The 16,604-nt window shown below is 69.5% G+C and carries 15 protein-coding genes; 5 read left to right on the forward strand and 10 right to left on the reverse strand.

The genetic code is table 11. From position 1 onward, the window contains the following. Positions 1-293 precede the first annotated feature (293 nt). Complete coding sequence (locus tag DPV79_RS33520) at positions 294-1,214, reverse strand: LysR family transcriptional regulator (RefSeq protein ID WP_113047456.1); 921 nt, start codon at positions 1,212-1,214, stop codon at positions 294-296. Positions 1,215-1,294: 80 nt separating this feature from the next. On the opposite strand from DPV79_RS33520, the gene DPV79_RS33525 reads away from it, so the two are divergent. Further along, positions 1,295-2,218, forward strand: coding sequence for a carbon-nitrogen hydrolase family protein (locus tag DPV79_RS33525; RefSeq protein ID WP_021164200.1), 924 nt, complete (start codon positions 1,295-1,297; stop codon positions 2,216-2,218). Between the two features lie 80 nt (positions 2,219-2,298). Here the strand turns inward: DPV79_RS33525 and DPV79_RS33530 are convergent, their stop codons facing one another. The 8 genes from DPV79_RS33530 to DPV79_RS33575 form a co-directional block, all read right to left on the reverse strand. After that, positions 2,299-2,985 carry a helix-turn-helix transcriptional regulator gene (locus DPV79_RS33530; protein WP_021164199.1) on the reverse strand — a complete coding sequence of 229 codons (687 nt, stop codon included), beginning with the start codon at positions 2,983-2,985 and terminating at the stop codon, positions 2,299-2,301. Between the two features lie 73 nt (positions 2,986-3,058). Then, positions 3,059-3,469, reverse strand: coding sequence for a VOC family protein (locus DPV79_RS33535; RefSeq protein ID WP_059857684.1), 411 nt, complete (start codon positions 3,467-3,469; stop codon positions 3,059-3,061). A 473-nt stretch (positions 3,470-3,942) separates the two neighbouring features. Next, positions 3,943-5,244 carry a THUMP domain-containing class I SAM-dependent RNA methyltransferase gene (locus tag DPV79_RS33545; RefSeq protein ID WP_021164196.1) on the reverse strand — a complete coding sequence of 434 codons (1,302 nt, stop codon included), beginning with the start codon at positions 5,242-5,244 and terminating at the stop codon, positions 3,943-3,945. Between the two features lie 162 nt (positions 5,245-5,406). Further along, positions 5,407-7,521 (reverse strand): site-specific recombinase, encoded by a 2,115-nt coding sequence (locus DPV79_RS33550; RefSeq protein WP_048024165.1) that lies wholly within the window; start codon positions 7,519-7,521, stop codon positions 5,407-5,409. A 479-nt stretch (positions 7,522-8,000) separates the two neighbouring features. Continuing rightward, positions 8,001-8,726, reverse strand: a complete 726-nt coding sequence (locus DPV79_RS33560) for a PqiC family protein (RefSeq protein ID WP_060331180.1) — start codon at positions 8,724-8,726, stop codon at positions 8,001-8,003. Further along, positions 8,723-10,342 (reverse strand): PqiB family protein, encoded by a 1,620-nt coding sequence (locus DPV79_RS33565; protein WP_027788344.1) that lies wholly within the window; start codon positions 10,340-10,342, stop codon positions 8,723-8,725. Before DPV79_RS33565 ends, DPV79_RS33560 begins: the two co-directional genes overlap by 4 nt. Beyond that, entirely contained in the window at positions 10,335-10,964 is a 630-nt protein-coding gene (locus tag DPV79_RS33570) for a paraquat-inducible protein A (RefSeq protein ID WP_021156371.1), read from the reverse strand. Before DPV79_RS33570 ends, DPV79_RS33565 begins: the two co-directional genes overlap by 8 nt. After that, a complete protein-coding gene (locus DPV79_RS33575; protein ID WP_059685221.1) occupies positions 10,961-11,623 on the reverse strand; it encodes a paraquat-inducible protein A in 663 nt (220 codons plus the stop codon). Before DPV79_RS33575 ends, DPV79_RS33570 begins: the two co-directional genes overlap by 4 nt. A 258-nt stretch (positions 11,624-11,881) precedes the next feature. Between DPV79_RS33575 and DPV79_RS33580 the strand changes: the two genes are divergently transcribed. The 4 genes from DPV79_RS33580 (at position 11,882) to DPV79_RS33600 (ending at position 15,128) form a co-directional block, all read left to right on the forward strand. After that, positions 11,882-12,442, forward strand: a complete 561-nt coding sequence (locus tag DPV79_RS33580) for a cytochrome b (protein ID WP_113047457.1) — start codon at positions 11,882-11,884, stop codon at positions 12,440-12,442. Between the two features lie 8 nt (positions 12,443-12,450). After that, positions 12,451-13,011, forward strand: a complete 561-nt coding sequence (locus DPV79_RS33585; RefSeq protein WP_042972699.1) for a YceI family protein — start codon at positions 12,451-12,453, stop codon at positions 13,009-13,011. A gap of 64 nt (positions 13,012-13,075) precedes the next feature. Next, positions 13,076-13,657 carry a YceI family protein gene (locus tag DPV79_RS33590; protein WP_027788340.1) on the forward strand — a complete coding sequence of 194 codons (582 nt, stop codon included), beginning with the start codon at positions 13,076-13,078 and terminating at the stop codon, positions 13,655-13,657. A gap of 193 nt (positions 13,658-13,850) precedes the next feature. After that, a complete protein-coding gene (locus DPV79_RS33600; RefSeq protein WP_059685217.1) occupies positions 13,851-15,128 on the forward strand; it encodes an MFS transporter in 1,278 nt (425 codons plus the stop codon). Between the two features lie 19 nt (positions 15,129-15,147). On the opposite strand, the gene DPV79_RS33605 is transcribed toward DPV79_RS33600, so the two are convergent. Beyond that, on the reverse strand, positions 15,148-16,604 hold a 1,457-nt coding region (locus DPV79_RS33605; RefSeq protein ID WP_244321845.1), incomplete at its 5' end, for a S41 family peptidase.

Here is a 16,604-nt window from a genome sequence, read left to right on the forward strand (position 1 = left end):
TTACCGGTTGCGCTCGAACGCTGCCCGGCGTTCGGTCAGACGAATCCGACCCTCGTAATCGTTCGTCGCGCCGAGGCGCGGTCACGCCGGCCAGGCTGACGCGTCGATCTCGCGCGATCGTGCGCAAAGCTACATGGACAAGACGATGATGGTGTTCGGCGACGCGAAGAAGGTCATCGAGGACATGGTGAAGGCGGTCGACTGACGCATGCGCCGGCAACGCAGGCCGCCTGCCTCGATTCACGGGCAGCCTCAAAGGACAGGCCCGACCGGCGCAAGCCGGCCGGGCCGTTTCATGGTGCGACGAGGTTCGCGATGCACGCGGCGATCGTGTCGCGTACGCGCACGATCGCCGGGTCGCGCTGCGTGCTCGTGCGCCAGCCGATTTCGACCGGGTAGTGCGGCAAGTCGACCGGGCAGGCGAGCGCGCGCAGCGGCGTGGATCGCGCGATCGCGCGCGCCGCGTGCGAGGGAATCGTCGCCACCGCGTCGGAGCCGGCGAGCAGGTACGGCAACGCGGCGAAATGCGTGGTCGACGCCGCGACGCGCCGCTTGTGGCCGAGCGTCGCCAGCGCCTCGTCGACGATCCCGATCACGCCGCCCGACGACACGAGCAGGTGGTCGCGCTGCAGGAAATCGGCGAGCGTGAGCGTGCGCGGCGGCCGGGGGCGGGCGGCCGGGTCGATCAGGCACGCGTAGCCGCCCGTCGCGACCGCGCGCCGGCTGAGCCCGTTCGCCGAGAAGCCGCCCGATGCGATCGCGAGGTCGACGCCGTGGCGCAGCAGCGCGTCGCCGGCGATGCCGCTGTGCGTCTGCCGGAAGATCAGCCGGATGCCGGCGGCTTCCCGTGCAACGGCGTCGATCAGTGCACGGCCGAGCGCGATCTCGAAGTCGTCCGACAGCCCGATCGAGATCGTGCGGCCGATGCGGTCGCCGCCGTCGGCCGCGATCGCGAGGCTTTCGCGGCAACGGTCGAGCGCGTCGGACAGGATCGGTTTCAGTTCGTCCGCGCGCGGCGTCGGCGCGAGCCCGCGGCCGGTGCGCACGAACAGCGGATCGGCATAGATCACGCGCAGCCGCGCGAGCGCCGCGCTCACCGCCGACTGCGTGAGGCCGAGCCGCAGCGCCGCCCGGCTCGCGCCGCCTTCCTCGTACAGCGCCTCGAACACTTTCAGCAGGTTCAGGTCGAGGCCGGCGATATCATCCGTATTCATGACATTTATCGTTCTATCGATTTGATCGATGACATCATATCGATAAAGATGGCGTTACCCCATTCACCGGAGACGCCTTCATGTCCACGTCAGTCATCGCCGCGCTGCAGATCGGCGCATCGCCCGCCGGCACGCGTGCCACGCTCGACACGATCCTCGGCTACGAAACCGCGATCCGCGACAGCGGCGCGTCGCTCGTCGTGCTGCCCGAGGCCGTGCTCGGCGGCTATCCGAAAGGCGAGATCTTCGGCACGCGGCTCGGCTACCGGCTGCCCGAGGGCCGCGACGCGTATGCGCGCTACGCCGCGCAGGCGATCGACGTGCCGGGGCCGGAAACCGACGAGCTGGCCGCGCTGTCGCAGCGCACGGGTGCGAGCCTCGTGGTCGGCGTGATCGAGCGCGGCGGCAGCACGCTGTACTGCACGGCGCTGTTCTTCGATCCGCGTGACGGGCTCGTCGCGAAGCACCGCAAGCTGATGCCGACCGGCACCGAGCGGCTGATCTGGGGGCAGGGCGACGGCTCGACGCTGCCCGTCGTCGACACGGCCGCGGGCCGCGCGGGCGCCGCGGTCTGCTGGGAGAACCACATGCCGCTGCTGCGCTGCGCGATGTACGCGAAAGGCGTGCAGATCTGGTGCGCGCCGACCGTCGACGAGCGCGACGTGTGGCAGAGCTCGATGCGGCATATCGCGCACGAGGGGCGCTGCTTCGTCGTCAGCGCGTGCCAGGTGCAGCCGTCGCCGCGCGCGCTCGGCATCGACGTGCCGGGCTGGGATCCGGAGCGGCCGCTGATCCGCGGCGGCAGCGTGATCGTCGGGCCGCTCGGCGACCTGCTGACGGAGCCGCTGATCGGCACGGCCGGGCTCGTGACCGCGCGTATCGATACCGACGAACTCGTGCGGGCGCGCTACGACTTCGACGTGGTCGGGCATTACGCGCGGCCCGATGTGTTCTCGCTGCACGTCGACGAGCGGCCGAAGCGCACGGTGGTGTTCGGCGCGTAGGGAAAGGCGGGCCGGGCGCCGCACGGCGGCCCGGAACGTGAACGGCGGCGGTGCGCCCGCCGCCGTGCCGTATCGGCGCGTCAGCGCATCGGCGCTTCCGCGATTCGCATGTAATCGGCGATCCGCCGTCCTTCCATGTCCGGAAACTGCTCGTGCACGACGATGTCGCCCATCCGCGCGATGTCGAAGGTGCGGAAATCGCCGCGCAGCTCGCACCACGCGCCGATCGTCCAGCGCCCGCCCCAGTAGACGAGCCCGAGCGGCCACACGCGGCGTTGCGAATGCGCGCCGAGCCGGTCGCGATAGTCGAAGCTGACGACGTGGCGCGTATCGATGGCCTGGTGGATCGCATCGACCTTCGCGCAAAACGTCTCGTCGATGTGGAACGACGGCGCGAACACGGGCAGGCGGTCGAGCGCCGTGCGCTTGTCGGCCGGCATCGCCGACGCGATCTTCGCGAGCGCCGAGCGTGCGCCGCTCGCGAAGCGCGCACCGCCCCAGGTTTCGAGCATGCGTGCGCCGGTGGCGAGCGCCGCGAGCTCCTCGGCCGTGAACGTGAGCGGCGGCAGGCTCGCGTTGCGGTTCAGCCGGTAGCCGATGCCGGCTTCACCTTCGATCGGCACCCCTGACAGTTGCAGGTCGCGCACGTCGCGATAGACCGTGCGCGGCGACACCGACAGCCAGTCGGCCAGCTGCTGCGCGGTCGTGAGACGACGCCCGCGCAGCAGCTCGGCGATCTGGAACAGGCGGTCGGCACGGCGCGTCATGACGGCACCTCGGCTCCAACGGCAATGGGGACTTCGCGATGATAGCGCCGCGCGCGCCCGATGGCCGCTGCGCTCAGTGGCATTTCGGCGCGTGCAGGCCGACGCGGTTGCCTTCGGTGTCGATCAGGTAGCCGACGTAGCCGTAGTTGTTCGGCAGCTCGACGACGGAGCCCTGCACGACGCCGCCCGCGCGCTTCGCGCGTTCGAGCGCCGCGACGACCGATTCACCGGCGTTCAGGTAGACGAGCACGCCGTTCGCGCTCGGCTTGATCTGCTGCGGATCGAACACGATGCTGCCGCCCGTGCTCGATGCGTCGCGGTCGAACGTGGCCATCGGCACGCCGCCGATGACTTCGCGCTGCAGCGTCGTTTGCAGCACGGTTTCGTAGAAGCGGATCGCCCGGTCGAAATCGAGGGACGGAATGTCGAACCACGCGATCGCGCGCTCGGGGATGGCAGTGGCGGTGGCAGTTGCGGACGTCATGACGCGCTCCTTGTTGCGTTGTTGTTCGGGTTCGGTGCGGAAACCAGCGTTGCATTGCGCCGGGATTGCAGTGTGATCGCAGCCTGCTGACACCGTATTGTCAGTAGAGGTCGGGAACGATCCGCCAGCGCCGCCTGATCGTCACGTGGCGCACGCTGTCGAGGGAGAGTGGGGAATTGCGCGTGACCAGCGTCGTCGAGCCGCGCGAGGGCGCCGTGAAGCCGGCCGTCACGCACGACGGGCTGGTGCCGGGCTCGGAGATGGATCGCGGGATTCGCGGCGGGTAGCCGCTCGTGCTGTCGAGCCGCAAGACGCTGCTCGAGACGGGGCAGGCGCTGCCGTTCACGACGGGGCGCCGGGAGAAGTCGAAGCATTGAAACGAAACGCCGCCGTTGCCGCGGATGCGGTAACGGCGGCGTTCCGGTTGCCGCGCAGGGGCCGTATCGGCGGCCCCGTCGCGACCATGATGCGGATTACGCGTCGCCTTCCGGCGTGGCCGGGCGCGCCTTCACGCTGCCGGCGATCAGGTCGAAGCGGAACAGCCGGCATTCGAGCGCGCCGTTGAACAGCGGCGTCTTGGCCGATTCGCGCAACCGCAGCTGGCCCGGCAGCGAACGGTCGGACGTCAGCAGGAACGCCTGCCAGCCCGTGAAGCGCTGCTTCAGCGCATCGCCGAGCGCGTTGAAGAACTCGCTGTCCGGCGCGTCGGTGTGCGTGCGGCGGAACGCGTCGTCGTTGCCGCGGTTGCGGCCCGTCTCGCGCACCTCGCCGCGCGCGCTGCGGCCGCGCACCTCGATCCGCTCGCCGTACGGCGGGTTCGCGAGGATGATGCCCGGGCCGTCGCACGGCGGCGTCATCCCGCGCGCGTCGACCTGCTTGAGCCACACCGACGGCACGCCCGCGCGCTCGAGGTTCGCGCGTGCCTTCTCGAGCATGTCGCCGGAGATGTCGCTGCCGTACACGCCGAGCGCTTCGCCGCGTTTGCCGCGCGCCGCGCGCTTCGCGTCCAGCGCCGGGACCTTCAGCCCCTGCCATGCGGTGATGTCGTATTGCTTGAGTTTCTCGAAGCCGAACCGGCGCTCGACGCCGGGCGCCACGCCGAGCGCGATCTGCGCGGCTTCCGCGAGGAACGTGCCGCTGCCGCACATCGGGTCGTACAGCGCCGTGCCGGGCGTCCAGCCCGTCAGGCGCAGGATGCCGGCCGCGAGGTTCTCGCGCAGCGGCGCCGCGCCCTTGTCGAGACGCCAGCCGCGCTTGAACAGCGGCTCGCCGGACGTGTCGAGGTACAGCGTGCACTCGTTGGCCGTCAGGAACGCGAACACGCGCACGTCGGGCGCACCGGTATCGATGCTCGGGCGCGCGCCGGTCTTCTCGCGCATCCGGTCGCAGATCGCGTCCTTCACGCGCAACGTCGCGAATTCGAGGCTCTTCAGCGGCGACTTGATCGCGGTGATGTCGACGCGCAGCGTCTGCGTCGCCGCGAACCAGCGCTCCCACGGCTGCTCGAGCGCGAGCGCGTAGACGTCCTGCTCGTTGCGGTAGGCGCGGTGCGCGATCTTCAGCAGGACCCGGCTCGCGATCCGCGAATGGAGGTTCGCGGCCATGCCGGCGGCCCAGCCGCCGCTGAAGTGGACGCCGCCCGGCACCTGCGCGCCCGCGGTGAACGGCGCGCCGTTCAGGTGGCGGCCGGCGATTTCGGCCAGCTCGGCGGCAAGCGCCGCTTCGAGGCCGCGCGGGCAGGGGGCGAAGAATTCGTACAGGGTGGGCGAGGACATAAGGCGGGTGAGGACGTGCAAAAGTCCACTATTGTACGCGGCGCGGGCGGCCGGGGCCGGCGTTGCGTCGCGTTTCGGTGCCGCGGCGCGGGCCCGGGCGCCGCGCATGCGTGCCGGGGGCGGCCCGGCGGCGCCCGGGCGGGCACCGCCAGGCCCGCGGGCTCAGTGCGAGCCCGGCTGGCCGGCGCGGGCCGCCGGGCTGCTGCCCGGCCAGAACAGCGCGAGCGGATTCGACAGCACCGTGCGGACGATCGCGGCGACGAGCGCGCGCACCTTGGTCGGGCGCAGGCTGCGCGAGCGCACGGCCATCGTGAACGCGAGCGCGAAGCTCACGAGCACGTTGAGGATCGCCATGCTGAGCACGCCGGCGCCGGCCCACCACAGCTCGGGGGTGCCCAGCGCGTCCTTGCCCAGCACGCCGAGCGCGATCCCGATCGAGCCGGCCGACAGCGTCACGTGCCGCACCTCGAACGGGAACATGAACACGGTGACGATCGCCGGGATGAGGCCGAGCATCAGGCCGAGGCCGACGTTCGCGACCACGCCGGCCACGTTCGACCGGCAGAAATGCGCGAGCTTCGCGGCGCCGGCCGCGCCGAGCGTGAGGCGCAGCCGGCGGTTGTACGTGAGCGCGTCGCCGACCCGGTGCAGCACGAACCAGTTGTCGGCCCAGCCCGCGAGCAGGCTCGACGCCCACAGCAGCACGCCGGTCAGCGCCGCGTAGAGCGGCGTCGGGCCGAGCAGCGAGAACGAGTGCAGCGTCGCGTGCGCCTTCTCCGGCGAGATCAGGTTCGCATGCAGCAGGTTGCCGGCGAACAGCTGCACCAGCAGGCACACGGGCAGCACGACGAGCACGTTGCCCGAAATCGCGGCGGCCTGCGTGCGGATCAGCGCGATCACCGATGCCACGAACGCCTTCACGCCTTCGTCGTGGCCCGTGTCGTCCAGCTCGCGCGCGAGCGTCGGCGCGGTCATCGCAGGCTGCTTGGTCGCGAGCGTGAAGTGCAGGAAGTGCATCAGCATGAAGCTGGCCGCGTAGTTGATGCCCGCGAGCAGCCCTTCGAGCATCGACTGCAGGTGCGCGCCCGTGATCGCGAACTTCACGCACACCGTCACGACGGTGACGAGGCCGCCGCCCGCGGCCATCCGCAGCATCTTCAGGTACTCGGCGCGGCCGCGCGAGATGTAGTGCTCGCCGGTGTCCGCGTTGGTTTCGACGAGCTTGCGCGCGAACAGCGAGAAGTTGCTGCGCACGAGGTGCGACACGCTCTGGCTGTTGTGGTTCGCGTCGACGAGCTCGGCCGTCAGGTGCGCCATCCCGTGCAGGTCGTCGCGCGCCATCCACGCGTTGAGCAGCATCTCGGCGCGCAGGATGCGCATGCGCATCCGCTCGACCTGGAACACGATGTCGACCGACACGCCGTTGCGGTACAGGTGCGAGAACACCTCGTCGACGGCGATCCGGCATTCGTCGAGCAGCACGCGCAGGTAGTTGACCTCGTGCAGCAGCTTGCTCGGGTCGCCGCCGTCCTCGACGGCCGCGTGCGCGGTCTCGACCGCGAGCATCGCGCGCGTGAGGCGGTAGAACGGCTGCGTTTCGAGCGGCTTGCGCGCGTCGTCGTCGGAGAGCCGGCTGCGCACCGTCTGCGACAGGCCGGTCGAGCTGATCTGGCAGGTCAGGTTGTGCAGTGCGGCCAGCAGGTCGCGCGAGAACGAGCCCGGCTCGTGGCGCTCTTCGTCGGTGACGTCGAACGAGAACAGGTCGGCGAGGCGCGTGAGGAGATCGTCGGGCAGCGCGTCGATCCATTGCGCGTCTTCCGGCGTCGGGAACATCAGCGTGAAGAGTGCCGACAGTTCGCGGCGGTTCGGCGCCGGCGGGATCAGCGACGAGTCGATCCGCTCGAACAGCGCGCCGAAGAAGCCCGAGTGCACGGGCATGCCGGCGTCGCACAGGAGCGAGATGCCGTCGCACTCGCGCAGGATGCCGCGCAGGATGCGCGCGGCGTGTGCCTTCCATGCGGGGTTGCGATCGAGCACGTGGAACAGGTAGCGCAACCGCGCGTGGGCCGGATACGCGCGCGCATCGGCGTCGCGATCGGCCGGCGCGTCCTGCATCGTGCCGGTGCGGCGCAGCCAGTGCGCGAGCTCGATCAGCCATTCGCTGCGCTCGGCGTACGACGCGTCGGCGTCGGCGTGCGCGAGCAGCGCATCGAGCTGGTGACCGGCATTGCGCGACGCGCGCCACTTCTTGATCAGGGTCGTCAGGGAACGAAACATAAACGGAATAACGAAAGCCCTCGGCGGGCGGGTTCGGGATGCCGGCCGGGAAACGGCGCGGCGCCGGGGAGAACGGGTGAGACTGGGCAGGTTGCCGGACGATGCGATGCGGCCCGCGATGCGGCTGCCCTGCTCGGTGCACGGTGCGGGCGCCGGGCGGCACGGCGGTCGGGCCGAACGCGGCCCGGCGCCGCTGGCTGGTGCGCACGACGAGCGGCGCGGGCCTGAAAGTGCGTAGGATCGTCAATCGGGCCGGAAAACGCAAGCCGACCGCGTTGCACGAAGCCGGTTCCGGCCGACTTTGACAAACAATGTCATGGCCGTCCGGCCGGGGAGCGCGATGCGGGGCCGGGGCCGGCCGCGGCAGCGCATCGCCGGTGGCGGCCGGCGGTCGCTATCGGACGCGCCGCGCTGGACGAAGCCGCGCAGGCGTGTACGCCGTCGAGCGTTCGCCCGCGCGCCGCCCGCCCGCCGCCCGCTTATGCGCCGGACTTGCCCGTCGCGCCGGCGTCGCCGCCCGGCGCCGGATTGGCCGGGCACGGCACGACCGGCGCGGCGGCCGTCTTGCCGCCGGCCGCGGGTGCCGTGGCAGCCGAAGCGCCACGGCGCGCGGCCATGGCACGCACGCCGGCCGCGGCTTGCGTGGCGATCACGTCGAGCGCGCGCCGGTGGCCGGCGACGAGTGCGTCGTAGCCGTCGGCGACCGGTTCGGCGACGCTCGTGCGGCAGGTCATCACGGCCTGCGTGGCGAGCGAGCGCACGCTCCACACGGCATCGACCGCCGCGCGTTTGCCCGGCCACGACTCGAAGCGCTGCACGTTCACGCTGATGCGATACACGGGCACGCCGGGCGGCGTCGCGGAATTCGCGACGTCGATCGTGCCGAGCTGCGCGGCGAGATCGTCCGACAGCGCGCGGCGGATCTCGTCGGCGGGCGGTGACGCCCAGCGTTCCTGCTCGAGCACGTCGACCTGCGCGGCGTTCTTCTGCACGACCAGCTGGTTTTTCGCGACCTGCTCGGGCACGCCGACGGACGGCACCTCGATCAGGAACGCCGGGTTGGCCGGTGCGGTGCGCAGCGGCGCTGCCGCGTCGGCCGGGCTGAGCGTGTAGAACCGCGCGGGCGGCGAGCTGCACGCGGCGAGCGCGAGGGCGGCGGCAACCGCCGCTGCGCCGCTCGCGAAACCGTTCACGCGTGTCGTCATGGTTGATCTCCTGGCTTGCCCTTGAGCAGCGATTCGGGGTGACGCTCGAGGTAGTCGGCGAGCGCGTTCAGCGATTGCAGCGTGCGCGTGAGTTCCTTCAGCGCGCCGCGCACGTCGGACTGCAGCGGCGAATCCTGCTGCAGCGTCGCTTCGGCGGTCGAGAAGGTCTGCTTCGCCGCCGACAGCGTGTCGCGCGCTTCCGGCGCGACCTGCGTGTCGAGCTGCTTGAACAGCTTGTCGGCATTCGCGAGCGCGCTGTTCAGGTTCGCGCCGATCTGGTCGAACGGCACCTTGTCGAGCTTCTTCGCGATGTCGGCGACCTGCAGCTGCAGCTCGTCGAGCGTGTTCGGCACGGTCGGCAGCTCGAGCGGCTGGCGTGCCGTGTCGATCTTCACGGCCGGTGCCTTCGGGAAGAAGTCGAGCGCGACGTACAGCTGGCTCGTCAGCAGGTTGCCGGTGCGCAACTGGCCGCGCAGCCCGTGCTGGACGAGCCGCTCGACGATCTCGCGGCGGGCCGGTTCGCCCTTGCTCTCGATCGTTTCGCGGAAGCGCCGGCCGAGGCGTTCCGGATAGATGTTCATCGTCACCGGCATCAGGAAGTTCTTCGTCTTCGGATCGAAGTCGATACCGATGTTCGTCACCTCGCCGAGCACGATGCCGCGGAAGTCGACCGTCGCGCCGACGGCGAGCCCGCGCAGCGACTGGTTGAAGTTCATCACGACCTGCAGCGGCTGGCCGTCCGGGTCGCGCATCGCGTCGCCCTCGTCGGACGCGAGGCGGAACGTCGTGTTGTTCGGCGCCGTCGTGCCGGAGCCCTGGTTCGGCGGCGTCTGGAACGCGATGCCGCCGAGGATCACCGTCGCGAGCGACTGCGTGTTCAGCTTCAGGCCGCTCGAATCGAGCCGCAGATCGACGCCGCTCGCCTGCCACCAGCGCGAGTTGATGCCGACGTACTGGTCGTACGGCGCGTTGACGAACACGTTGAACGTGACGCCCGTGCCGTCCTTGTCGAGCGAGAAGCCGACCACCTGGCCGACCTGCACGCGGCGGTAGTAGACCGGCGAGCCGATGTCGACCGAGCCGAGCGAATCGCCGCGCAGCACGTACTGCGTGCCTTTCTGGTCGCCGGTGACGGCCGGCGGCGTCTCGAGGCCCGTGAAATCGGTCAGCGTGTCCTGGCCGCGGCCGGCGTCGACGCCGATGTACGCGCCCGACAGCAGCGTGCCGAGCCCCGACACGCCGGTCGCGCCGACGCGCGGCCGCACGATCCAGAAGCGCGAGCCCTTGACCGCGAAGTCCTCGGCTTCCTTCTTGAGCTGCACCTGGACGAGCACGCGCGACAGGTCTTTCGACAGCTTGATCGTCTTGACCATGCCGATCTCGACGTCCTTGTACTTGACCTGGGTCTTGCCGGGCTCGAGCCCTTCGGCGCTGTGGAAGCTGATCGTGATTTCCGGGCCGCGTTCGCGCACGGACTTGATCACGAGGCCGATGCCGATCAGCGCGGCGATCAGCGGCACGAGCCAGACAAGCGACGGCAGCCAGCCGCTTTTCGTCGAGATCGTCGGATCGGGCGGCCGGGGCGCGTCGTGCTGCGGGCCTTGTGGACTATTCATGGTGATTCCCTGAGGTTTCGACTGGATCCCAGATCAGGCGGGGATCGAACTGCATCGACGCGAGCATCGTCAGGATCACGACCGAACCGAACGCGAGCGCGCCGGGGCCGGCCGTGATGACGGCGAGCGAACGGAAATGGACGAGCGCGACGGTCAGCGTCACGACGAAGATGTCGAGCATCGACCAGCGGCCGATGCGCTCGACGATCCGGAACAGCCGCGTGCGCTGCTGCGGCCGCCACGCGGTGCGGCGCTGCGCGCTGATCACGAGGATCAGCAGCACGCCGAGCTTGAGCATCGGCACGAGGATGCTCGCGACGAACACGACGACGGCGAGCGGCCAGTCGCCCGACACCCAGAAATAGATGACGCCGCTCATGATCGTGTCTTCCTGCGAGCCGACGATCGACGCGGTGCGCATGATCGGCAGCAGGTTCGCCGGGATGTACAGGATCGCGGCCGCGAGCAGCAGCGCCCACGTGCGCATCAGGCTGTTCGGCGTGCGGAAATGGAGCGCGCTGCCGCAGCGCGCGCAATGCGCGTGCGGATGGTCGAGCGTCTGCACGAGCCCGCATGTGTGGCAGCTGACGTAGCCCTCGCGGGCGGCGGTCGGGATCGTCATCGGCGGGCGGCTTCCGGCAGCGGGGCGGCGTCGGGCTGCCCGGGCGAGCGCCCGGCGCGCAGGTCGTCGGCGATGTCCCACAGCGTGCGCGGATCGAACATCAGCACCACGGCGATCATCAGCGTGAGCGCGGCGAACGCGAACAGCGCGGCTTCCGGCACGACGCGCGCGAGGCTCACCATCTTGACGATCGTGACGAGGATCCCGAGCATGAACACCTCGATCATCCCCCACGGCCGCACCAGCTCGATCGCGCGCAGCACGAGGTTGAAACCGGGCGGCACGACGCCGCGGCGGATCGGCAGCAGCAGGTACAGCAGCGCGGACATCTCGACGAGCGGGAACAGCACGGTCGAGCAGAACACCATCACGCCGACGATCGCCATGTCCTGGCGCCACAGCGAGTCGATCGCGCCGATCAGCGTGGTCTGCACGCGGTTGCCGTTCACGTCCATTTCGAGGATCGGGAACGCCTGGGCAATCGTGAACGTGATCAGTGCCGCGAGCGCGAGCGCGCAGATCCGCTCGATCTGCGCCGCGCTGTTGCGATAAAGCAGCGCGTCGCAGCGCGGGCAACGCGCGATTTCGCGGCCGCTCAGGCGCGGTTTGTGCAACAGTGCGTCGCACTCGTGACAGGCAATCAGGTCGTATCGTTGCATGGAAAAGGCAGTTGTGCGACGGCCGGGGACACGCGTCGACGGGGCCGGAACCCGCGCCAATCTTACCAAAAGGGCCTTTTCGACGTGTCAAGGATCGTGCGGTTTGTGACCGGCCGGTAACATGGCGGGAAGCCGTCAGCCGGCTGACATGCCTGTCCTCAGAGTCCGCGCGCGTCAAAAGGTTGCGGTAGCATGGCGCCCTTGACAAGCGTCGGACGAATGGCCGGCGCGGCTGTTCGCTGAACTGAGGAATCCAGGATGGTATCGAAATCGCCGCCGGCCGTGCCGGCACGTTATGCGCATACCGCGATCGCGCTGCACTGGCTGATCGCGCTGCTGATCATCTGCGGCTTCGCGCTCGGCTGGGTGATGACCGACATCCCCGGCTTCACGCCGACCAAGCTGAAGTACTTCTCGTGGCACAAGTGGATCGGCGTGACGGTGTTCGCGCTGGCGGTCATCCGCGTGCTGTGGCGGGCGACGCACGTGCCGCCGCCGCTGCCGGCCGACACGCCGGCGTGGCAGCGCGCGGTATCGCACGGCGTGCACATGCTGCTGTACGTGCTGATGATCGTGATCCCCGTGACGGGCTACCTGTACAGCTCGGCCTCGAACATCCCGGTCGTCTACCTGGGCATCGTGCCGCTGCCGCGGCTGATCGACCCCGATCCGGCGCTCAAGGAAATCTTCAAGACGCTCCACGTGTCGTTGAATTACATTCTGCTTGCGCTCGTCGCGATGCACGTGCTCGCGGCGCTCAAGCACCAGTTGTTGGACCGCGACGGCCTGCTGTCGCGGATGCTTCCCTCCGCCAAATGAAGGATCCCATGAAAGTGTCTTTCTCCCGCTCCATGCTGACCGCGTTCGCCGCGGTGTCACTTGTCGCGTCGGGCGCGGCGCACGCCGATGTCGATCTCGCGAAGAGCAAGGTGTCCGCCGTGTCGAAGCAGATGAACGTGCCGACCGAAGGCGCGTTCAAGAAGTTTTCCGCGCAGGTGAAGTTCGATCCGGCGAAGGCCGCGCAGGGCAGCGCCCAGATGACGATCGACGTCGCGAGTTATGACCTCGGCGACAAGATGTACAACGACCAGGTCGCCGGCAAGGACTGGTTCGACGCGAAGGCTTTCCCGCAGGCGACGTTCGTGTCGTCGGCGATCGCACCGGCCGGCGGCAACAAGTACAACGTGACCGGCAAGCTGACGATCAAGGGCAAGGCCGAAACCGTCACGGTGCCCGTCACGGTCACGCAGAACGGCGCGACGCAGACGTTCGACGGCGTGCTGCCGATCAAGCGTTCGGCCTTCAACGTCGGCACCGGCGAATGGAAGGACACGTCGGTCGTCGCGGACGAAGTGCAGATCAAGTTCCATCTCGTCGCCACGAAGTAAGCGGCGAACCATCGCATCACCCGAATGCCGCGCGAGGGCGCGGCGCCGTTCCAAGGAGAAAGAGTTGAAAAAGCATCTGATGATCGCCGCGGGCGCACTGGCTGCCACGCTGTCGTTCTCGGCATTCGCCGACAGCGCAACCTACCAGTTCGATCCGTCCCACACGTACCCGAGCTTCGAGGCCGACCATTTCGGCGGCCTGTCGGTCTGGCGCGGCAAGTTCGACAAGTCGAGCGGCACCGTGACGCTCGATCGCGCGGCGAAGACGGGTACGGTCGACGTGACGACCGACATCGCGTCGATCCACACCGGCAGCGCGAAGCTCGACGAGCACCTGCAGACGAACGAATTCTTCGACGTCGCGAAGTTCCCGCAGGCGAACTACAAGGGCACGATCAAGTTCGACGGCGACAAGCCGGTGTCGGTGGTCGGCAACCTGACGCTGCATGGCGTCACGAAGCCGCTGACGCTGAAGATCGACTCGTTCAAGTGCATGCCGCATCCGATGCTCAAGCGTGAAGTGTGCGGCGTCGACGCGGTCGGCGAATTCAGCCGCGACGATTTCGGCCTCGACTACGGCAAGCAGTACGGCTTCAAGATGAAGACCAAGCTGCTGATCACGGCCGAAGCCGTCAAGCAGCAGTAATCCCGCCAGCCGGGCCGGCCGCCGCGCCGGCCCGGTGCGCGCCAACCGCCGCGTTCCCGTTCCACGGGCGCGGCGGTTTTTTTTGCGCGCCTATAATCGCCCGAGCGCCGCTTGCGGCGCCCGGGCGGCGCCGACGGCGCGCGCGTGGCCGCGGCCGCCTCGAACAGAACGTACAACGACAAGGAGATCGCCGATGCATGCCGTCACGCAGTCCCGTCCCATTGCCTCGTCGCCGCGCGTGTGGCGCGCGGTGGTCGCCGCGTCGATCGGCAATGCGCTCGAGTGGTTCGATCTCGTCGTCTACGGTTTTTTTGCGGTGACGATCTCGAAGCTGTTCTTCCCGGCCGGCAACGACACCGTGTCGCTGCTGCTCACGCTCGGCACGTTCGGCGTGTCGTTCTTCATGCGCCCGCTCGGCGCGATCGTACTCGGCGCATACGCCGACCGTGCGGGCCGCAAGGCCGCGCTCACGCTGTCGATCCTGCTGATGATGGCCGGCACGCTGATCATCGCGGTGCTGCCGACCTACGGGGCGATCGGCGTCGCGGCGCCGGTGATCCTCGTCGCCGCGCGGCTGATGCAGGGCTTCTCGGCCGGCGGCGAATTCGGCAGCGCGACCGCGTTCCTCGCCGAACACGTGCCGGGCCGGCGCGGCTTCTTCGCGAGCTGGCAGGTCGCGAGCCAGGGGCTCACGACGCTGCTCGCCGCCGGCTTCGGCACCGTGCTGAACGCGCAGCTCTCGGCCGCGCAGATGGCGTCGTGGGGCTGGCGCGTGCCGTTCTTCTTCGGCCTGCTGCTCGGGCCCGTCGCTTACTACATCCGCACGAAGGTCGACGAGACGCCCGAATTCCTCGCGGCGGAAGGCACCGCGAACCCGCTGCGCGACACGTTCGCGTCGCACAAGGCGCGTCTCGTCGCCGCGATGGGCGTGGTCGTGCTCGGCACCGTCGCGACCTATCTCGTGCTGTTCATGCCGACCTACGGCGTGAAGCAGCTCGGCCTCGCGCCGTCGGCCGCGTTCGCGGCGATCCTCGTCGTCGGCGTGATCCAGATGGTGTTCGCACCGCTCGTCGGCCACTGGTCCGACACTTACGGCCGCGTGCGCGTGATGATCGCGCCGGCGATCGGCATCCTCGTGCTGATCTATCCGGCATTCGCGTACCTGGTCGCCCATCCGGGCTTCGGCACGCTGATCGCGCTGCAGGTGCTGCTCGCATTCCTGATGACGGGTTACTTCGCGGCGCTGCCGGGTTTGTTGTCCGAAGTGTTCCCGGTGCAGACGCGCACGACCGGGATGTCGCTCGCCTATAACGTCGCGGTGACGATCTTCGGCGGCTTCGGGCCGTTCATCATCGCGTGGCTGATCAAGGCGACCGGGATGAAGACGGCGCCGAGCTTCTACCTGATGTTCGCGGCCGTGCTGAGCCTCGCGGCGCTGGTCGTGCTGCGCCGGCGGTTCGGCTTCCGGTAACAGGGGCAGGCGGCGCGCGTCAGTCGCCGGCGCGCTCGCATACAGGTTGCGCGGGCATCAGTTGCGGCCTGGCGTCGACCGTTCGCACGGGGCGCCCCGCGAGCGCGGCAAGGGCTTGCCCGAGCTGCCAGTCGGACGCCGTGCCGAACTCGCGCTGCGGCAGCGCCGCGCTCTTCGCCGAGTCGATCTTTGCAAGCGCACGCTGCTCGCGCAGCTTCTGCCGTTCCTTGCGCACCTTCGCGAACGGGTCGGGCGCCAGCCGGTCCGCATACGGCGCGCGCGGGAGATCGGCTTCGCGGTACCACAGCAGCACGCCGTCGACGTCCGAGTCGCGGCGCGGCGGCACCAGCCAGTCGGGCACGACGCCGTAGCCGTCCATCGGGCAGCCGTTCGGCCGCAGGTTGCGCGCGAACGTGAAATTCAGGCGCGTACCGTCGATCAGGTCGACGCCCGTCTGCGCGAGCCCCTTTCCGTAGGTCGGCATGCCGAGCAGCTTCGCGCGGCCGAGATCCTTCAGCGCCGCCGCGGTCGCTTCGGCGGCCGACGCGCTCTGTCCGTCGACGAGCACGACGAGCGGCACGGTGCGCCACCAGTCGTCGGCCTGCAACGGCGCGAGCGGATCCTGTCCGTGCATGACCGGCAACGCGTAATCGGGCCAGTTGGTCGTGTAGCGGCGACGGTTGGCGTCGCCGCGCTCGACCGTCACCATCGCGGTGCGATCGCGGCCCGCGTACAGCGCGGTGATGCCGATCGCCGCATTGAGCGCGCCGCCGCCGTTGATGCGCAGGTCGAGAATCACGCCTTTCACGGGCGGCCCCGCGCGGCGTGCGGCCTGCACCGCGTCGATGTAGGCGCCGACCGCGGGTTCCGGAAAGCTCGACAGCCGCGTGTACAGGATGTCGCCGGCGAGCCGTTTCGCGGTCGCAGGGTGCGGCTTGAGGATCGTTCGCACGGGCGCGAAGCTCAGCATCGCGTGCGACGGACCGCGCTGTACCGTGAGCTTCAGCGGCACACCCGCGTCGCCCTTGGCGAGCTTGGTCAGGTCGGCGGCGTCGATGCCGACGACGCTCGTATCGTTCATCGCGACGACGAGATCGTCGGGGCGCACGCCGGCCTGTTCCGCGGGCGCGTCGGGAATCACGTCGACGATGTGCAGCCCGTCGGGCCGCGTCTCGAAGACGATGCCGATGCCGGGCGTGCCGTCGCGCGCCCGCCGTTCGTCTTCGCTTCGCTCCTGCTCCTCCTTCGCATCGAAGAACCGCGCGTACGGCAGCGTCCTGATTCCCGCGTGGGTCGTGGCGTCGAGCAGCGCGCCGATGTCGACGTCGGTCAGGTGTTGCCGCTTCAGCACTTCCACCGCCGCCTTGAGCTCGCAGATCTGCGGCTCCCAGTCGGGCGGGCAGGGCGAAGGCGACCGGGCGGTGGCGGGTGAGGCGGGTGAGGTGGATGACGAGGAGGCGGCGGCGGGAGCAGAGG

Source organism: Burkholderia reimsis (assembly GCF_003294055.1).
Taxonomy (GTDB): Bacteria; Pseudomonadota; Gammaproteobacteria; order Burkholderiales; family Burkholderiaceae; genus Burkholderia; species Burkholderia cepacia.